Raw genomic sequence first — 15,252 nt, 5'->3', positions numbered from 1 at the left:
GACCAGCATCATGCACTTCGGCTTCACTCCGGATCAGGAAGCGTTCCGGGGGCGGGTACGCGAAGAGCTCGGCGCCGATGACATCCGTGCCGAGCTGGACCGGCTGGCGGCGGACACCGGCCGGGAACCGGATGTCCGCCCGCTGTACCGGGCGCTGGGCCGCCGACGCCTGCTCGCCGCCAACTGGCCCAGGGAGTACGGAGGCCGGGGCACGACGCCGGCCGAGGCCTCGATCGTCGCCGAGGAACTCGCACGGGCAGGCGTGCCGGACACGCTGCACGTCAACACGGTCCAGATCGTCGGGATGTTCCTGCTGCACGCCGGGTCCGACCGGCTCAAGGCCCGCTACCTGCCCGCCATCGGCGAGGGCCGGAGCTGCGCGAGCGTGCTGTACACGGAGCCGGAGGCCGGTTCCGACCTCGCCGGGCTGCGGACCACGGCGGTGCGTGACGGCGACGACTTCGTCATCAGCGGAGTGAAGGCGTACAACCTCAAGAGCGACATCACCGACGTCGCGCTGTGCGCCGCGCGGACCGGTGCCCCCGACGGGCGCTACCAGGGCATCACCCTGTTCATGGTGGCCATGGACGCCCCGGGCGTGCGCCGGGAGACCATCGCGGGGATCGCCGACGAGCAGTTCCACCGGGTGGTGCTGGACGAGGTGCGCGTCCCGGCGGCCGACGTCGTCGGCGCGGTCGGCCAGGGCTGGCAGCTGCTCACCCAGGCGCTGGCCGTGGAACGCACCGGTCTCGACTACTCGCTCAAGGCCGAGGCCTGGTACGCGGCCGTGGTCGCCGGTGGCGTCCAACCGGAGGAACTGGAGCGGTGCGGCCGCTTCGGCGCCGAGGTCGAAGCCGCACGGCTGCACACCTGGCGGGTGCTCGGACAGCTCAAGCGCGGACTCGACGAAGCCGACACCACCTGCGCGGCCGTCGCCAAGTACGTCACCAGCGAAGCGGCCCGGTCCGTGGCGGCCTGGGCGAACTCGCTGCCGCCGACGCCCGCGTCGGTATCCGCCACGCTCCTGGAAGCCGCGTACCGGGAGGCACCCGGCCTGACCTTCTCGGCCGGAACCTCCGAGATGATGCTCCAGATCGCCGCCGCGGGCGAAGGCGGCGGTACGGGGGCCGCATCGGAAGCGGCCGAGGACACCCTGACCCGCCACCTGCGACAGGCGCTCCGCACCCGCTTCACATCGGTGACGGCGGCCCTCGGATCCGGCGCGGAGGCCGTCCACGGGACCCCGGCGCGGGACGGCGCGTCCTGCCCGAGCTGGTCCGCGCTGGCCGACATCGGCGCACCCGGATTCGAGGTGCCCGCGGAGGCGGGCGGACTCGGACTCGGGCTGCCCGGCTCCCTGGTGGTGTGCGAGGAGCTCGGACGCGCCGCCCTGAGCGGACCGTACCGGGCCACGGCGCTCACCGCCGACGCGGTGCGGCTGTGCGCCGACGACAGCGCGCACGAGAAGGTACTGCAGGGCTTGAACACCGGTGAACTCACCGTGTGCGCGGACTCGTTCGGCGCGGCGGACCCGCTCGTGGCACCGGCTGCCGAAGGGGGCTGGACCGTCCCGCTCCGCTCCGCCGACGCTCCACCGGACACCACACACCGGCTGCTGTTCCTGGCGGCGGAGGACGGCCTCGCCCCGGTCCTGATTCCCACGGACGAGGCCACGAGCGGCCTCATCGACGTGTTCGTCCCGCACAGCCGCGCACTGGGGCGGCTGTCACCGGAGCAGTGGACGGAGCTGGTGGCCCGCGCTCGCATCCGGCAGGCCGCGTACCTGCTCGGTATGGCCGGGGGTGCGCATGCCGCGGCACGCGCGTACGCCTTGCGCCGTGAGCAGTTCGGCTCCGTACTCCACGACTTCCAGGGCGTGTCCTTCGCGTTGGCGCGAGCGGCGGCCCGTGTGGAGACGGTCCGCCTGGCGGTGCTCCGCGCGGGAGAGCTCGCGGACGCGGGCCGGCCCGCCGAGCGCGCCGCGGTGGACGCGCTGGCGCTGGCCGCCGAGACGGTGGCCGACGTCACGGCGACCGCCGTCCACGTGTGCGGGGTGCGCGGCCTGACCGCGGAGCTGCCGGTGCAGCGCCACTACCGGCTGGCCCGCACGGAAGCCGTCCGCATGGGGGCACCGGCCGGGCTGTTCCGCGAGGCCGGCCGGCTGCGGCTGTCCGGCCGGGCCGACCTGGAGCTGCTGACCGCACCGACCGCACTCCGGACCACCTGAGCACCTGAGCACCCCCGAACCAGCACACGACCGAGAGAGAACCGAGGAGACGTCCATGGCCGCATCCGTACCGCCCGAGCCCGAGGAACACGTCAGCGAGCTCCAGTACCGCGTCGTCGCCAACGACGAGGAGCAGTTCTCCATCTGGCCGCTGGGCCGCGAAGTGCCCGCGGGCTGGCGTGACATGGGCGTCAGCGGCCCGGAGGCGCGCTGCCTCGATCACATCGCCGAGGTGTGGACCGACCTGCGGCCGCTGAGCCTGCGCCGGGACATGGCGGCCGACACCTCCGTCCGCTCCCCGGCACTGCCCCGATGACCACGGACGCCACTGTGGACCGGTGGCTCCTGGGCGACCGGCTGCCGCACCCCCGGGCCCGGCTCATCGCCTTCCCGCACGCCGGGGGCGCGGCAGCCGCATACCGCCAGTGGTCGACGTGGGCGGGCCCGGACATGGAACTGCACGCGGTGCAGTACCCGGGGCGCGCCGGGCGGTTCAGGGAACCGGCACACACCCGGTGCGAGCCCCTGGCGCTCGACACGGCCGCCCGCCTCCAGTCGTTCGCGGACCTTCCGTTGATCCTCTTCGGCCACAGCATGGGCGCCCTGGTGGCCTTCGAGGTGGCCGTGGAACTGGAGCGGACGTACGGCATCCGGCCCGCGCACCTGATCGTCTCCGGCGCTCCGGCGCCCTCCGTGCCGTCCCGCACCACGGAGATGCGCTCCGACGCCTCCGACGACGCGCTGGTCCGCGCGATGCGCGAGCTGGGCGGCAGCAAGGAGGAAGTGCTCGCCGACCCGGAGCTGCTGCCCCTGATCCTGTCGGTGATGCGCGCGGACCTGACGATCGGTGAGACCTACCGGCCGCGCGCCAGGACGTGCATCGCGGCCCCCGTCACCGTCATGTCGGGCGTCGACGACGACTTCGCCACGGCCGCGGCCGTCCAGGGATGGCAGGAGTACACCACCGGCGAGTTCCGGCAGGAGTCGTTCCCCGGCGCCCACTTCTACCTGCACGCCGACCAGGCACGACAGGTCTTCGACCGGGTACGCGAACTCGTCGAGCGGTGCGCGGCCGACGGGGCGCGACAGCCGGGCGGCCGGCGGAGCGAGCACACCCGGTGACCTACGCCCTGCCGCTGGTCCACCAGCTCTTCGAAGACCGGGCCGCGGCCGCGCCGGACGCCGTGGCCGTCGTCCACGGCGCCGTTTCGGTGAGTTACGCGCAACTGAACCGGCGGGCCGACGCGCTGGCACGGCTGCTGCGCGCGCGGTGCGCCGACGGCGCGGACGAGGGACCCGCCGGAGAGCCGGTGGTCGCCGTCCGCATGCCGCGCGGCCCGGAGCTCATCACGGCGCTCCTCGCCGCCGCCAAAGCGGGCGTCGCCTACCTGCCGCTCGACCCCGGCCTCCCCGCGGAACGCACCCGGTACCTGCTGCGGTCCGCCGGGGCACGGCTGCTGCTCACCGACGGCCGACGCGTGCCGGACGCCGGCCCCGTGGCCGGCTCCCTGCCCGTGGTCGACGTGTCCGCCGACACGGACGGCACCGCCGGCGGCGCGACGGCAGGCGTACGGGACGAGGCCGACGGCGACGCGCGGCGCCTCGCCTATCTCATCCATACGTCCGGTTCCACGGGCCGCCCCAAGCCCGTGGCCGTCGAGCACCGGTCCCTCGCCAATCACGCCCGGGCCGTACGAGCGTTGTTCGGACTGTCCCGGACGGACCGCGTGCTCCAGTTCACCAACCCCGGCTTCGACGTCCTCGGCGAGGAGGTCTTCCCGACCCTTGCCGCAGGCGGCTCTCTCGTCGTCCTGGACGACACCGCGCTGCCACCCGTCGCCTTGGAGGACTTTCTCCGCGCGCACCGGGTGACCGTCGCCAACCTCCCCACGCCGTACTGGGCACAGTGGTGCGCCGACCTGGAACAGACCCCCCGCCCACTGCCGCCGGAGTTGCGGCTGCTCGTCGTCGGCAGCGACACCACGCACACCCGCAGCCTCGCCGCCTGGCGGCGGCACGGCACCGTACCGGTGATCAACGCCTACGGACTGACCGAGACCACCATCACGGCCACCGCCGCCGTCTATCCGGCCGACGCCCCACTGCCGGCCGGGAGCACGCTGCCCATCGGTACCGCCCTCGACGGCACCCGAGCACATGTCCTCGACCGGGAGATGACACCCTGCCGCCCCGGCGAGACCGGCGAGCTGTACATCGGCGGCCTCGCGGTGGCGCGCGGCTATCCGGGGCGGCCCGACCTCACCGCCCGGCGTTTCGTGCCGGATCCGTTCGCCCGTGAGCCGGGCGAGCGCCTCTACCGCACCGGCGACCTGGCGCGCAGGGACGCGGACGGCACGATCGAGTTCCTGGGCCGCGACGACCACCAGGTGAAGATCCGCGGCCACCGCGTCGAGCCCGCCGAAGCGGAGGCGGTGCTCGCGCGGGACCCGTGGGTACGGGAGTGCGCCGTGGTACCGGTGGTCACCGGGGCCGATCCCGTCCGGCTGGTCGCCTACATCGTCGGGGACGCCGATCCGCGGCGGCTGCGCGCACTGGCCGCGCGGTCCCTGCCCGACTACGCCGTCCCGTCGGCATACGTGTCGCTGCCCGCACTGCCGGTCACGGCCCAGGGCAAACTGGACCGCAAGGCTCTGCCCGTGCCCGCACCGGAGGCGCGCCACAACCCCTACGTGCGCCCCGTGGGGCCGGACGAGGAGCGGCTGGCGGCCCTGTGGAGCGAGGTGCTCGGCGTTCCCCGGGTGGGACGGACCGACGACTTCCTCGGGCTCGGCGGCGACTCCCTGCACATGGCCCGGGTGCTCGGCCGTATGGAGCGGGAGTACGGGACGCGCGTGGCCCCGCGGGAGTTCCTCGCGGCGGGCACCGTCCAGGGCCTCGCCGCACGCATCCGCGAGGCCACGCCCGTGCCGTCCCCGGCGCCGTCGGCCGCGGCCGTCCCCGCGGACGCGGTCTCGCCCGGGGAGCAACGCCTCTGGTTCCTCGGCCAGTTGCGGCAGGCGGCCGGCACCGCGTACAACGTGCCGAGCGCGCTGCGGCTGCGCGGCCCCCTCGACGTCACCGCACTCCGGCTCGCCCTGGGGGACGTCGTCGAGCGGCACGAGCGCCTGCGCACCTCCTTCCACTTCCGGGACGGCCGGCTGACCGCCGACATCGCGCGGGACGTGACGGTGCCGTTGCCGGTCCTCGACCTGAGCGGGGACGGACAGGACGCGGCCGCCCCGCTCGCCCGGGCCGAACAGCTGGCGCGGCAGCCGTTCGATCTGGCGAGCGCCCCGCTGCTGCGCACCGCGCTCATCCGGATGGCGCCCGACGACCATCTCCTCGCCGTGGTCACTCACCACGTCGTGTCGGACGGTGTGAGCGGCGACGTCTTCGACCGGGACCTGGCCGCGGCCTACGCGGCGCGCTGTGCCGGCGCCCCGTCACCGTGGCGTGAACCCTCCACCGGCTACCGCGACTTCATTCGCGCCCGGCGCGACGCGGGAGCCACCTCCTCGGAGGACGCCCTCGTCAAGCAGGTGGTGGAACGGCTGCGCGGCGCGCCGACGGTGCTCGAACTGCCCACGGACCACCCACGGCCCAAGGCCATGAGCTTCCGCGGACACCGTCTCTCACGGAACACCCCGGACGGGCTCCTCGCCGCGGTCACTCGGCTCGCGCGGGAGGAGAAGACCACTCCGTACTGTGTGGCGCTGACCGCGCTCGGCGCCGTGCTGCGCGAACTCAGCGGTCAGGACGACCTGTTGATTGGCTCGCCCGCCGCGGGGAGACCGGGGCCGGAGTTCGAGGACGTCATCGGGTTCTTCGCGAACACGGTCGTCCTGCGGCTCGACTTCCGGGGCATCCACTCCTTCCGCGACGCGCTGCGCCTCGCCCACGGGCAGGTCCTTGACGCGATCGAGAACGAGTACGTCCCCTTCGACCGGCTGGTGCACGAACTCGTCACCGAACGGGTGCTCTCCGTGCCACCGCTCGTCCAAGTGGCTCTCGCTTACCAGGGTCCGCGCCGCCCCGAGGCCCGGCTGGCGGGGCTGCGGGCCACGCCGGTGCCGCTGCACAACGCCACCGCGAAGTTCGATCTCACGCTGGAGATCGAGGAAGTGGCGGGGGAGCTGGTGGCCACCGTCGAATACAGCACCGACCTCTTCGCGCGCGGCACGGTGGAGAACTTGCTCGACCGCTGGACAGCGGTGGTTTCAGGGGCGGTCGCGGGGCCGGAAGCGGCCCTGCGCGGCCATGTCGGAAGGGGAGGGGCGAGGACATGATGAACTCGGACGCGCAGGAGGGGCCGGGGCTCGAGCGGCTGCGCGGGGTGTGGTCGCAGGTCCTGGGGCGTGACTCCGTCGCCGCGGACGACAATTTCTTCTCCCTCGGCGGGGATTCGATCACGGCCATCCGGCTGGTGGCGGAGGCACGCTCGGCGGGCCTGGACATCAGCGTGGAGGAGGTGTTCCTGCACCCCACCCTGGGCGAACTCGCGCGCGAGGCCGCGGGGGTCCCCGACGCGCCGATGACCCAGGAGCCGTCGGCGGGCGCCACGCTCACCACGACACTGGCCGACCTCGACCCCGGTGACGTGCCCGCGGGCGTGGCGGACGCCTACCCGCTGTCCTCACTCCAGTTGGGCATCCTGTACCACTGCGAGGTCAGCGACGACCCGCGGCTCTACCACGACCTGACCAGCGTGCGGGTGAGCGGCCCGTGGGACGAAGGGGCGCTGCGGGACGCGGTGGCGGCACTCGTCGACCGGCACGACATGCTCCGTACCTCCTTCGAACTCGCCGAGTTCCGTGAACCCCTGCAACTGGTCCACACGACGGCCACGGTCCCCATGGAGACGCAGGACCTGAGCGGCCTCACCGACGAGGAGCAGCTCAGCGCCCTGGACGACTGGTGGCAGCGGCAATCCGGAACGTCCTTCGACGAGACCAAGGCGCCGCTGCTCCGAATCCACGTGGGCATCCTCGCCCCGGACTCCTTCCACCTCTCCCTGTCGGTGCACCACATCCTGCTGGACGGCTGGAGTTTCGCGCGGCTCGCGACCGAGGTGCTCGTCGAGTACGAGAGGCGCCTGGGGTACGAAGGACCGGGGCTCGAACCGATGCCGCGGGTCCGCTACCGGGACTTCGTGGCGGCGGAGCAGAGCGCCACCAGGGACGCCGCGTCACGTACGTACTGGACGCAGCTGCTGAAGGGCATGGAGGCGCTGTCGCTCCCGAAACCCTCCGCTGCGGACGGCACCGGGACCGGGGAGCTGGTGCAGGAGCTGCCCGACGCGCTCGCCGTGGGTGTGCAACGGTTCTCCGCCGAGCTGGGAGTGCCGGTCAAAAGCGTGTTCCTGGCCGCGCACCTGTGGGCGATGGGTGAACTCTGCGGGACCGAGGACGTCGTGAGCGGGCTGTGCGGGAACGGGCGCCCCGAGTCGGAAGGGGCGGACCTGGTGCTCGGTGTGTTCCTCAACGTCCTGCCGGTCCGCCTGCGGCTGGAGCACGGCGGCTGGACGGAGCTGGTGCGGGCCGCGTTCGACGCGGAGCGCGAGCATCTGCCGCACCGGCAGTATCCGCTGGCCCGGATGCGGAAGGACCTGGGGCACTCCCCCTTCGAGGCGATGTTCAACTACACGGACTTCCACGTCTTCGACAGGGTGGACTCACTGCGCCGCATCAGCGCCGACCGGTGGAGTTTCGCCGACCGTACGAACTTCCCGGTGCTCGTCGAGGTGAACCGGCTTCCGCAGCGGATGTCCTACGAGCTGAACATCCGGGTGGACCCCGCGGAAGCGTCCGCGACCCTCGCGCCGAGGATCGGGGAGCTGATGGTGCGGGCCCTGACCGCCATCGTGCGCGAGGGCGACCGACGTGACTGCGGCAGCGAATCAGTGACCAGCGGAAAAAGAGGTTGAACAGTGGAGTACCGGCGGTTCGGCAGGCTCGGGTATCAGGTCAGCGAAGTCGGCTATGGAATGTGGGGAATAGCCGGTGGTGAAGGAGGATGGTCCGGCGCCGACGACGTGACGGGCCGGGAGGCGCTCGCGGAGAGCATTCGGCACGGCTGCAACTTCTTCGACACGGCATGGATTTACGGCCGTGGCCACAGCGAGGAATTGCTCGGACAGCTGCTCGAGGAGCACCAGGAGAAGCGGCTCTACGTCGCCACGAAGATTCCGCCGAAGGACCGTAAATGGCCTTCGACGCGGGACTCCCGGCTCGCCGATGTGTTTCCCGAGGACCACATCCTCGAATACACCCGCAAGAGCCTCGACGGGCTGGGTACGGAATCGATCGACCTGCTGCAGTTCCACGTGTGGGAGGACAGCTGGGCCGACGACCCGCAATGGCAGGACCCCATCCGCCGGCTGAAGGACGAGGGAGTCGTCAAGGGTGTGGGCATCAGCGTCAACCGCTGGGAGCCGACCAACGTCCTGAAGACGCTCGACACCGGGCTCGTCGACGCGGTCCAGGTGATCTACAACATCTTCGACCAGGCCCCGGAGGACGAGCTGTTCGCCGCCTGCCAGGAGCGGGACATCGCCGTCATCGCCCGGGTCCCCTTCGACGAGGGCACCTTGACCGGCACCCTCACGCACGAGACGACGTGGCCCGAGGACGACTGGCGCAGCTCGTACTTCGTACCGGAGAACCTGCACGCGAGCGTCGACCGCGCGGACCGGCTCAAGAAGGTGGTGCCCGCGGACATGACGATGCCCGAGCTGGCGCTGCGCTTCATCCTGCGGCATCCGGCGGTGAGCACCGTGATCCCGGGCATGCGCAGTGTCCGGCACGTCGCGGCGAACCTCGGGGTGAGCGGAGCGGAACCGCTGTCGCCTGAGCTCTACGCCGAGCTGCGCCGGCACCGCTGGGACCGTACGCCGACGGCCTGGTCCCAGTAGGGTCCCGGGATAGCGGTACGAGGAGGGGGCAGGGAGACGACTCCCTGCCCCCTCCTCGCGCGGGCGGCCCGGATTCCCGTGGGCGGTTCAGACGGTGGCGCCCTGCCCTGCCTGCGTGATCCAGTGGTGGCCGCCGTGCGTGAAGCGCGTCTGGCGTGCCGTTCCGGGCGCGTCCGCGAGGTCGAGCAACCGCTGGACGTGCACGTTCCCCCGGTACAGCGTCGCTTCCACGGTCCCGCTCACGCCCGCCGCGAGGAGGTCGGCGCCGGCCGCCGCCGCCCTCCCGGACGCGTCGTGGAAGCGTCCCTCGTACACGGCGCCGCCGAGGGTGGCGGACAGCCGGCGCAGCAACGCGGTCGAGGGCTTGTCGAGGCAGGCCTGGTACAACGCGTCGAGGCAGGGGCCGAGCACATCGAGTCCGGGCGCCTCGTACACGCCCCGGCACTTGGTCCCGTTCACCCTGTTCTCGACGACGGTGCGCAGCGAGATGCCGTGCCGGCCGCCGAGCGCATTGGCCCGGAGCATCGCGTCGAGCGGGGCGACCGCCGTCCCGTCCACCGCCACGGGGCGCCCGCCCTCGAAGCGGACGGTGAACGTCCCCGGCTCGTCGGCCGCGTCCTGCGGCCACACCGTCATCAGCGGTTCCAGCGACGCGGGAGCGGTGGCCAGTGACTCCAGCGCGTCACTCTCGTGGGAGAAGCCGGCGAGGCTGCCGTCGATCGAGTACGCCGCCCAGTCCGTGAGTTCCTTGGGATATCCCAGGTCGGACAGGTATGTGCTCATGTGCGTACGGGTCGGGAACCGCTCCAGCATCCACGCCTCGGTCCACGGCGTGAACACCGTGAGGTCGGGCGTGAAGCGCGCCGCGTAACGGGCGAACCTGGACTGGTCGTTGCCGCCGCCCACGCACCCGTGGGCGAGTACGTCGCACCCGTCGGCGCGCAGGACCGGACCGAGTCCGCTGACCAGGACCGCGCGTGAGGCCCCCGTCGTGTTCCAGTAACCGCCCTCGTAGGTCGCCTGGTACGTCACGAGATCGAGTGCGGTACCGGCCATCTCGGCGCGGAGGTCGACCGCCCGGGACTTCAGGCCGTGTTCAGAGAGGCGCGTGGCGAGTTCCCCGGCGGGCATCGGCGCCTGCTGGCCGATGTCGGCGACGTAACACGTCACGTCGACACCGTTCTCCGCCAGCCAGGCGGCGACGGCGGTACTGGAAAGCCCGCCGGAGGTGAACAGGCCCACGCGCAGGCCCTTGAGCTGTTTCAAATCCATCTGCGTATTACCCCCGAGGCCGTGCGTCGGCATAGTGGATACTCAATTCCATGACGGATCGAGCCGTGACATCAGTGTCCCCGTTCTCGCCCCGTCAATGTTGGCTCCGGCGGTGACAGTCGGGTCGCTAATCGAGTCACATCCGTAATTACGATGCTTACGAACGCGGTAATCACCGAGCGGTATCGCGGCCCGTGGTGACGGCCTTAACTTGTTCCGGAATATTCGGGGAATCGCCATTGGCTTTCCCGGTTCGGAACTTTGGGGGGCGTCCGGTATGTCCGAGCGGTATCAAGTCCGGTCGTGTAGTGACGTCGCGGAGCGATCCGCCGACGATCCGGGAGACCGCACCGTCCTCCAGCTCTTCGAGGCGAGGGCGGCCGAGACACCGCAGGCACCCGCCGTCACCCATGGTCCGCTCACGCTCTCCTACCGGGAGCTCGACGAACGGGCCAACGCAGTCGCCCGGCAGTTGCGTGAACACGGCGTCGGGCGTGGTGACTTCGTCCCGCTCGTCGTCGACGGGGGAGCGGAGCTGCCGCTGGCGATGATCGCGGCGATGAAGCTCGCGGCGCCGTTCGTCCCGGTCGACGACTCGGGCCCCGCGGACCGGCTCGACCGGATGATCCGGACCCTCGACGCCAAGGTGGTGCTCACCTCCGAGGGCGCCGCCCACCGGCTCCCGCCCGGCATCCCCGTACTACCGGTCCGGCCCGCGCACCCGGCGAGCGGCACCACGCCGCCGGCCGCGCCTCCGGCCACCCTGGACGACATCGTCTACGGCTTCTACACCTCCGGCTCCACCGGGCTGCCCAAGTGCACGCTCAACGTCCACCGGGGCCTGCTCAACCGCTTCGCCTACATGAGCCGCCGGCTCAGCGGCCGGGCGGACGAGGTGGTGCTGCAGAACAGCCGCCACCAGTTCGACTCGTCGCTCTGGCAGCTGCTGTGGCCCCTCACCACGGGAAGCCAGGTGGTGATACCCGAGCGCTCGGGCATCCTCGACCTGGCGGCCACGGTGGACGTCATCCACCGGCACGCCGTCACCACCACCGACTTCGTCCCCTCCATCTTCAACACGCTGGTGGAACTGCTCACCACGGAGCCCGGACTGATCCACCGCCTGGGCTCCCTGCGGCGGCTGCTCATCGGCGGCGAGGAGATGACAGCGGACGCGGTCCGCACCTTCAGGTCGTACCTCCCTGACGTTTCCATCATCAACACCTACGGCCCGACCGAGGCCTCGATCGGCAGCGTCTTCCACACCGTGAGCGACACCGACCGCGACCCCATGCCGATCGGGCGCCCCATCGACAACACGTACGCCGTGATCGTGAACGACCGCTCGGAGCCCGTGGAGAACGGCGAGACCGGCGAGATCTGGATCGGCGGCGAGTGTCTCGGCCTCGGGTACGTGAAGGATCCCCGCAAGACCGCGTCCGTGTTCGTGCCCAACCCCTTCCCGGAGATCCCGGGCGACCGGCTCTACCGCACGGGCGACCTCGGCTACCGGCGGCCGGACGGGCTCCTCCAGTTCGTCGGGCGCCTCGACCACCAGGTCAAGATCGGCGGCGTGCGGATCGAGCTGTCGGAGGTCGAAGCGGGGCTGCTGCGCCACCCCCAGGTACGGGAAGCCAAAGTGATCGTCCACGAAGAGGGCGGAAGCCGCGCGCTCGTCGCCTTCGTGACCGTACGCTCCGCCGAACTCGGGTCCGCCGCGCTCAGGGAGCACGCCGCCGCGAGCCTGCCACCCGCGCTGACACCGCGCCGCTTCGTCGTCCTGGACGCCCTGCCGCTGACCCCCAACGGCAAGGCCGACCGCAAGGCACTCCAGCAGCTCGCCGCGCACCGGCCCGGCGCGGTGGAGCCCGGCGCGGATGCCGTGGAGGTCCAGGTCCGCACCGCCTGGCTGGGGTTCCTGCCGGTCGGCCGGGTCGAGCCGGGCGCCGACTTCTTCGACCTGGGAGGTGACTCGCTCGGCGCCCAGCGCCTCGCCGTGGCCCTGAGCGAGAGGTTCCGCACCCGCGTGTCGGTGCGCGACGTGTACGAGCGCCCGACCGTGGCCCAGCAGGTCGCCCTCCTGACCGGACGCGACACCCGCCAGCCGTCCTCGGAGGGCGGCGCCGGCGACGCCGCGGCCCGCGAGCTCAGGGAACTCCTCGACGCCGACACGGTGTTGCCCGAGGACATCACCCCCTCGCGAGCTGCCACTGCCACCGCCCCGCCGCGCAACGTGCTGCTGACCGGCGCCACCGGCTTCGTCGGCGGCCAGCTGCTGCACGACCTGCTGGTGCACACACAGGCGGACGTGCACTGCCTGGTGCGGGCGGACGACGCGGAGGGCGCCCGGCAGCGGATCGTCGCCAACCTGCGGGAGTACCGGCTCTGGGACGAGACCCACGCGGACCGGATCAAGGGCGTGCCCGGCGACCTGCGGCTGCCCCGACTGGGCCTCGGCGCGGGGGAGTTCGCGGCGCTGGCCGAACGCGCCGACACCGTCATCCACAACGGCGCGATGATCAACCTCGCCCGCGGTTACCACGCCCATCGGGGCGCCAACGTCCACGGCACCGTGGAGATCCTCCGCTTCGCCACGGCCCACCGGGACAAGCACCTGCACTTCGTCTCGACCCTGGGAGTGTTCCCCACCGGGGGGCACGACGGCACCGGGTTCATCCCCGAGGGCCCGGTCCCCGGCGACGCGGTCCCCGGCGACGGCTACAGCCAGTCGAAGTGGGTGGCCGAGCGCCTCCTCACCCAGGCCGCCGTGCGCGGACTGCCCGTCACCGTCCACCGCTTCGGCGAAGTCACCCCGCACTCCGTGACGGGCGTACCCAGCCGCTGGGGCCTGCACGATCTCCTCGTCAAGGCCTGTCTGCGGACGGGAATGTGGTTCTCGAGCCCCATCGTCACCGACTACACGCCGGTGGACCGCGTCAGCGCGCTCGTGGTCGCCGCCGTCCGCAAGGGCGAGCGGGGATGGCTGCACGAGGTCCAGCCCCACGCCGTGGGCTTCGACGCGCTGATGGCCGTGTTCCAGGAGGCGTTCGGTCTCACCCAGGTGCCGTACCCGGTGTTCTGGGAGCAGGTGCGACGCCGGTCGGCACAGTCACCGGACGACCGTGACCTCGTGCGTGCCCTCGCTCTCCTTCCGTCGCCCGCGGGTGACGAGCCCGATACCGGAGACGGTGACGCCCGGGTCAAGGAGAGCCTGGCGGAACTCTTCCGGCAGGACCCGGCGGCGGTGGGCAGGGAGCGGGCCGAGCGGCTGGCGGCCGGGGCCGGGCTTTCGTGGCCACCGGTCGGGGACGCCGTGTTCCGGCGGTACGCCGCCTTCTACCAGTCGATCGGCTGGTAGCCGTATGTCCGGCACCGCTCATGGCGGGACAGTGTGGCTGACAGGTCTGCCGAGCGCCGGCAAGACCACGATCGCCCGCTCGCTGGCGGAGCGCCTGCGGGACGAGGGCCGGCGCGTCGAGGTGCTCGACGGGGACGAGGTCCGCGAGTTCCTCTCGGCGGGCCTCGGCTTCTCCCGCGAGGACCGGCACATCCACGTGCGGCGCGTCGGGTTCGTCGCCGAACTGCTCGCCTCCCACGGAGTGACGGCCCTGGTACCGGTGATCGCACCCTATGCGGACAGCCGGGAGGCGGTGCGCGGCCGGCACCGCCGCGCGGGCACCCCGTATGTGGAGGTGCACGTCGCCACCCCACTGAAGGACTGCTCCGCACGCGACGTGAAGGGGCTGTACGCCCGGCAGGCCGCGGGCGAGATCTCCGGTCTGACCGGGGTGGACGACCCCTACGAGGAGCCCGAGTCGCCGGACCTGCGGATCGAGTCGCAGCGACAGACCGTGCAGGAGTCCACAGCCGCGCTGTACGCGCTGCTCGTCGAAAGGGGTCTGGTGTGACGACCAGCGTGTCCGCACCGCCACAGGTGACCGGCAGTCCTCGTGCGCTGAGCCACCTGGACGCTCTGGAGTCCGAGTCGGTGCACATCTTCCGTGAGGTGGCGGGGGAGTTCGAGAACCCGGTGATCCTGTTCTCCGGTGGCAAGGACTCGATCGTCATGCTGCACCTGGCCCTGAAGGCGTTCGCCCCTGCGGCGATCCCCTTCTCGCTGCTGCACGTCGACACCGGACACAACTTCTCCGAGGCGATCGACTACCGGGACCGGGTCGTGGAGCGGCATGGACTGCGCCTGTACGTGGCCTCGGTGCAGGAGTACATCGACGCGGGCAAGCTGCGCGAGCGTCCCGACGGCACCCGCAATCCGCTGCAGACCGTGCCGCTGACGGAGAAGATCGCCGCCGAGCGATTCGACGCGGTCTTCGGCGGCGGGCGGCGTGACGAGGAGAAGGCCCGGGCCAAGGAACGGGTCTTCTCGCTGCGCGACGAGTTCTCCCAGTGGGACCCGCGCCGCCAGCGCCCGGAGCTGTGGCAGCTCTACAACGGCCGCCACGCCCCGGGCGAGCACGTCCGGGTCTTTCCGCTGTCGAACTGGACCGAGCTGGACGTCTGGCAGTACATCGCCCGCGAGGGCATCGAGTTGCCGCGGATCTACTTCGCTCACGAGCGGGAGGTGTTCCGGCGCGCGGGGATGTGGCTGACCGCCGGGGAGTGGGGCGGACCGCGCGCCGACGAGCAGGTCGAGAGGCGCCTGGTGCGCTACCGCACGGTCGGCGACATGTCCTGTACCGGTGCCGTCGACTCCGACGCGACGAGCCTGGAGCAGGTCATCGCCGAGATCGCCGCGTCCAGGCTGACCGAGAGAGGCGCGACCCGCGCCGACGACAAGCTGTCCGAGGCCGCGATGGAAGACCGCAAGCGCGAGGGGTACTTCTAG

Annotated in this window: 10 protein-coding genes; 9 read left to right on the top strand and 1 reads right to left on the bottom strand. The window is 71.9% G+C overall.

Translation table 11 applies throughout. From position 1 onward, the window contains the following. The first annotated feature begins 10 nt into the window (after positions 1-10). The 6 genes from ACI2L3_RS14145 to ACI2L3_RS14120 are packed head-to-tail and all read left to right on the top strand — an operon-like array spanning position 11 to position 9,137. Positions 11-2,227, top strand: a complete 2,217-nt coding sequence (locus tag ACI2L3_RS14145; protein WP_404752634.1) for an acyl-CoA dehydrogenase family protein — start codon at positions 11-13, stop codon at positions 2,225-2,227. A 55-nt stretch (positions 2,228-2,282) separates the two neighbouring features. Beyond that, positions 2,283-2,543 carry an MbtH family protein gene (locus ACI2L3_RS14140; RefSeq protein ID WP_404752633.1) on the top strand — a complete coding sequence of 87 codons (261 nt, stop codon included), beginning with the start codon at positions 2,283-2,285 and terminating at the stop codon, positions 2,541-2,543. After that, on the top strand, positions 2,540-3,349 hold the full coding sequence (locus ACI2L3_RS14135) for a thioesterase II family protein (RefSeq protein ID WP_404752632.1): 810 nt from the start codon (positions 2,540-2,542) through the stop codon (positions 3,347-3,349). Before ACI2L3_RS14140 ends, ACI2L3_RS14135 begins: the two co-directional genes overlap by 4 nt. After that, entirely contained in the window at positions 3,346-6,513 is a 3,168-nt protein-coding gene (locus ACI2L3_RS14130) for an amino acid adenylation domain-containing protein (protein ID WP_404752631.1), read from the top strand. The genes ACI2L3_RS14135 and ACI2L3_RS14130 overlap by 4 nt, the downstream gene beginning before the upstream one ends. Then, positions 6,510-8,150: a condensation domain-containing protein gene (locus ACI2L3_RS14125; protein ID WP_404752630.1), complete on the top strand. Its 1,641-nt coding sequence runs from the start codon at positions 6,510-6,512 to the stop codon at positions 8,148-8,150. Before ACI2L3_RS14130 ends, ACI2L3_RS14125 begins: the two co-directional genes overlap by 4 nt. 3 nt (positions 8,151-8,153) lie before the next feature. Next, positions 8,154-9,137, top strand: a complete 984-nt coding sequence (locus ACI2L3_RS14120; RefSeq protein WP_404752629.1) for an aldo/keto reductase — start codon at positions 8,154-8,156, stop codon at positions 9,135-9,137. Positions 9,138-9,224: 87 nt separating this feature from the next. Here ACI2L3_RS14120 and ACI2L3_RS14115 read toward each other — a convergent pair whose 3' ends face one another. Beyond that, the gene (locus ACI2L3_RS14115; protein ID WP_404752628.1) at positions 9,225-10,409 is read right to left on the bottom strand and encodes an argininosuccinate synthase domain-containing protein; all 1,185 of its coding nucleotides are present in this window, start codon (positions 10,407-10,409) and stop codon (positions 9,225-9,227) included. 277 nt (positions 10,410-10,686) lie between these two features. Here ACI2L3_RS14115 and ACI2L3_RS14110 point away from each other — a divergent pair, with 277 nt between their 5' ends. Genes ACI2L3_RS14110 through cysD form a run of 3 tightly spaced genes read left to right on the top strand, consistent with a single transcriptional unit; the run spans position 10,687 to position 15,252 of the window. Next, positions 10,687-13,767, top strand: coding sequence for an amino acid adenylation domain-containing protein (locus tag ACI2L3_RS14110; RefSeq protein WP_404752627.1), 3,081 nt, complete (start codon positions 10,687-10,689; stop codon positions 13,765-13,767). A 4-nt stretch (positions 13,768-13,771) separates the two neighbouring features. Next, entirely contained in the window at positions 13,772-14,317 is a 546-nt protein-coding gene (cysC, locus tag ACI2L3_RS14105) for an adenylyl-sulfate kinase (protein ID WP_404752626.1), read from the top strand. Continuing rightward, a complete protein-coding gene (gene cysD, locus ACI2L3_RS14100; protein WP_404752625.1) occupies positions 14,314-15,252 on the top strand; it encodes a sulfate adenylyltransferase subunit CysD in 939 nt (312 codons plus the stop codon). Before cysC ends, cysD begins: the two co-directional genes overlap by 4 nt.

This window comes from Streptomyces sp. NPDC029674 (genome assembly GCF_044903205.1).
Lineage (GTDB): Bacteria > Actinomycetota > Actinomycetes > Streptomycetales > Streptomycetaceae > Streptomyces.
This window is presented reverse-complemented; position numbering and strand designations above follow the sequence as displayed.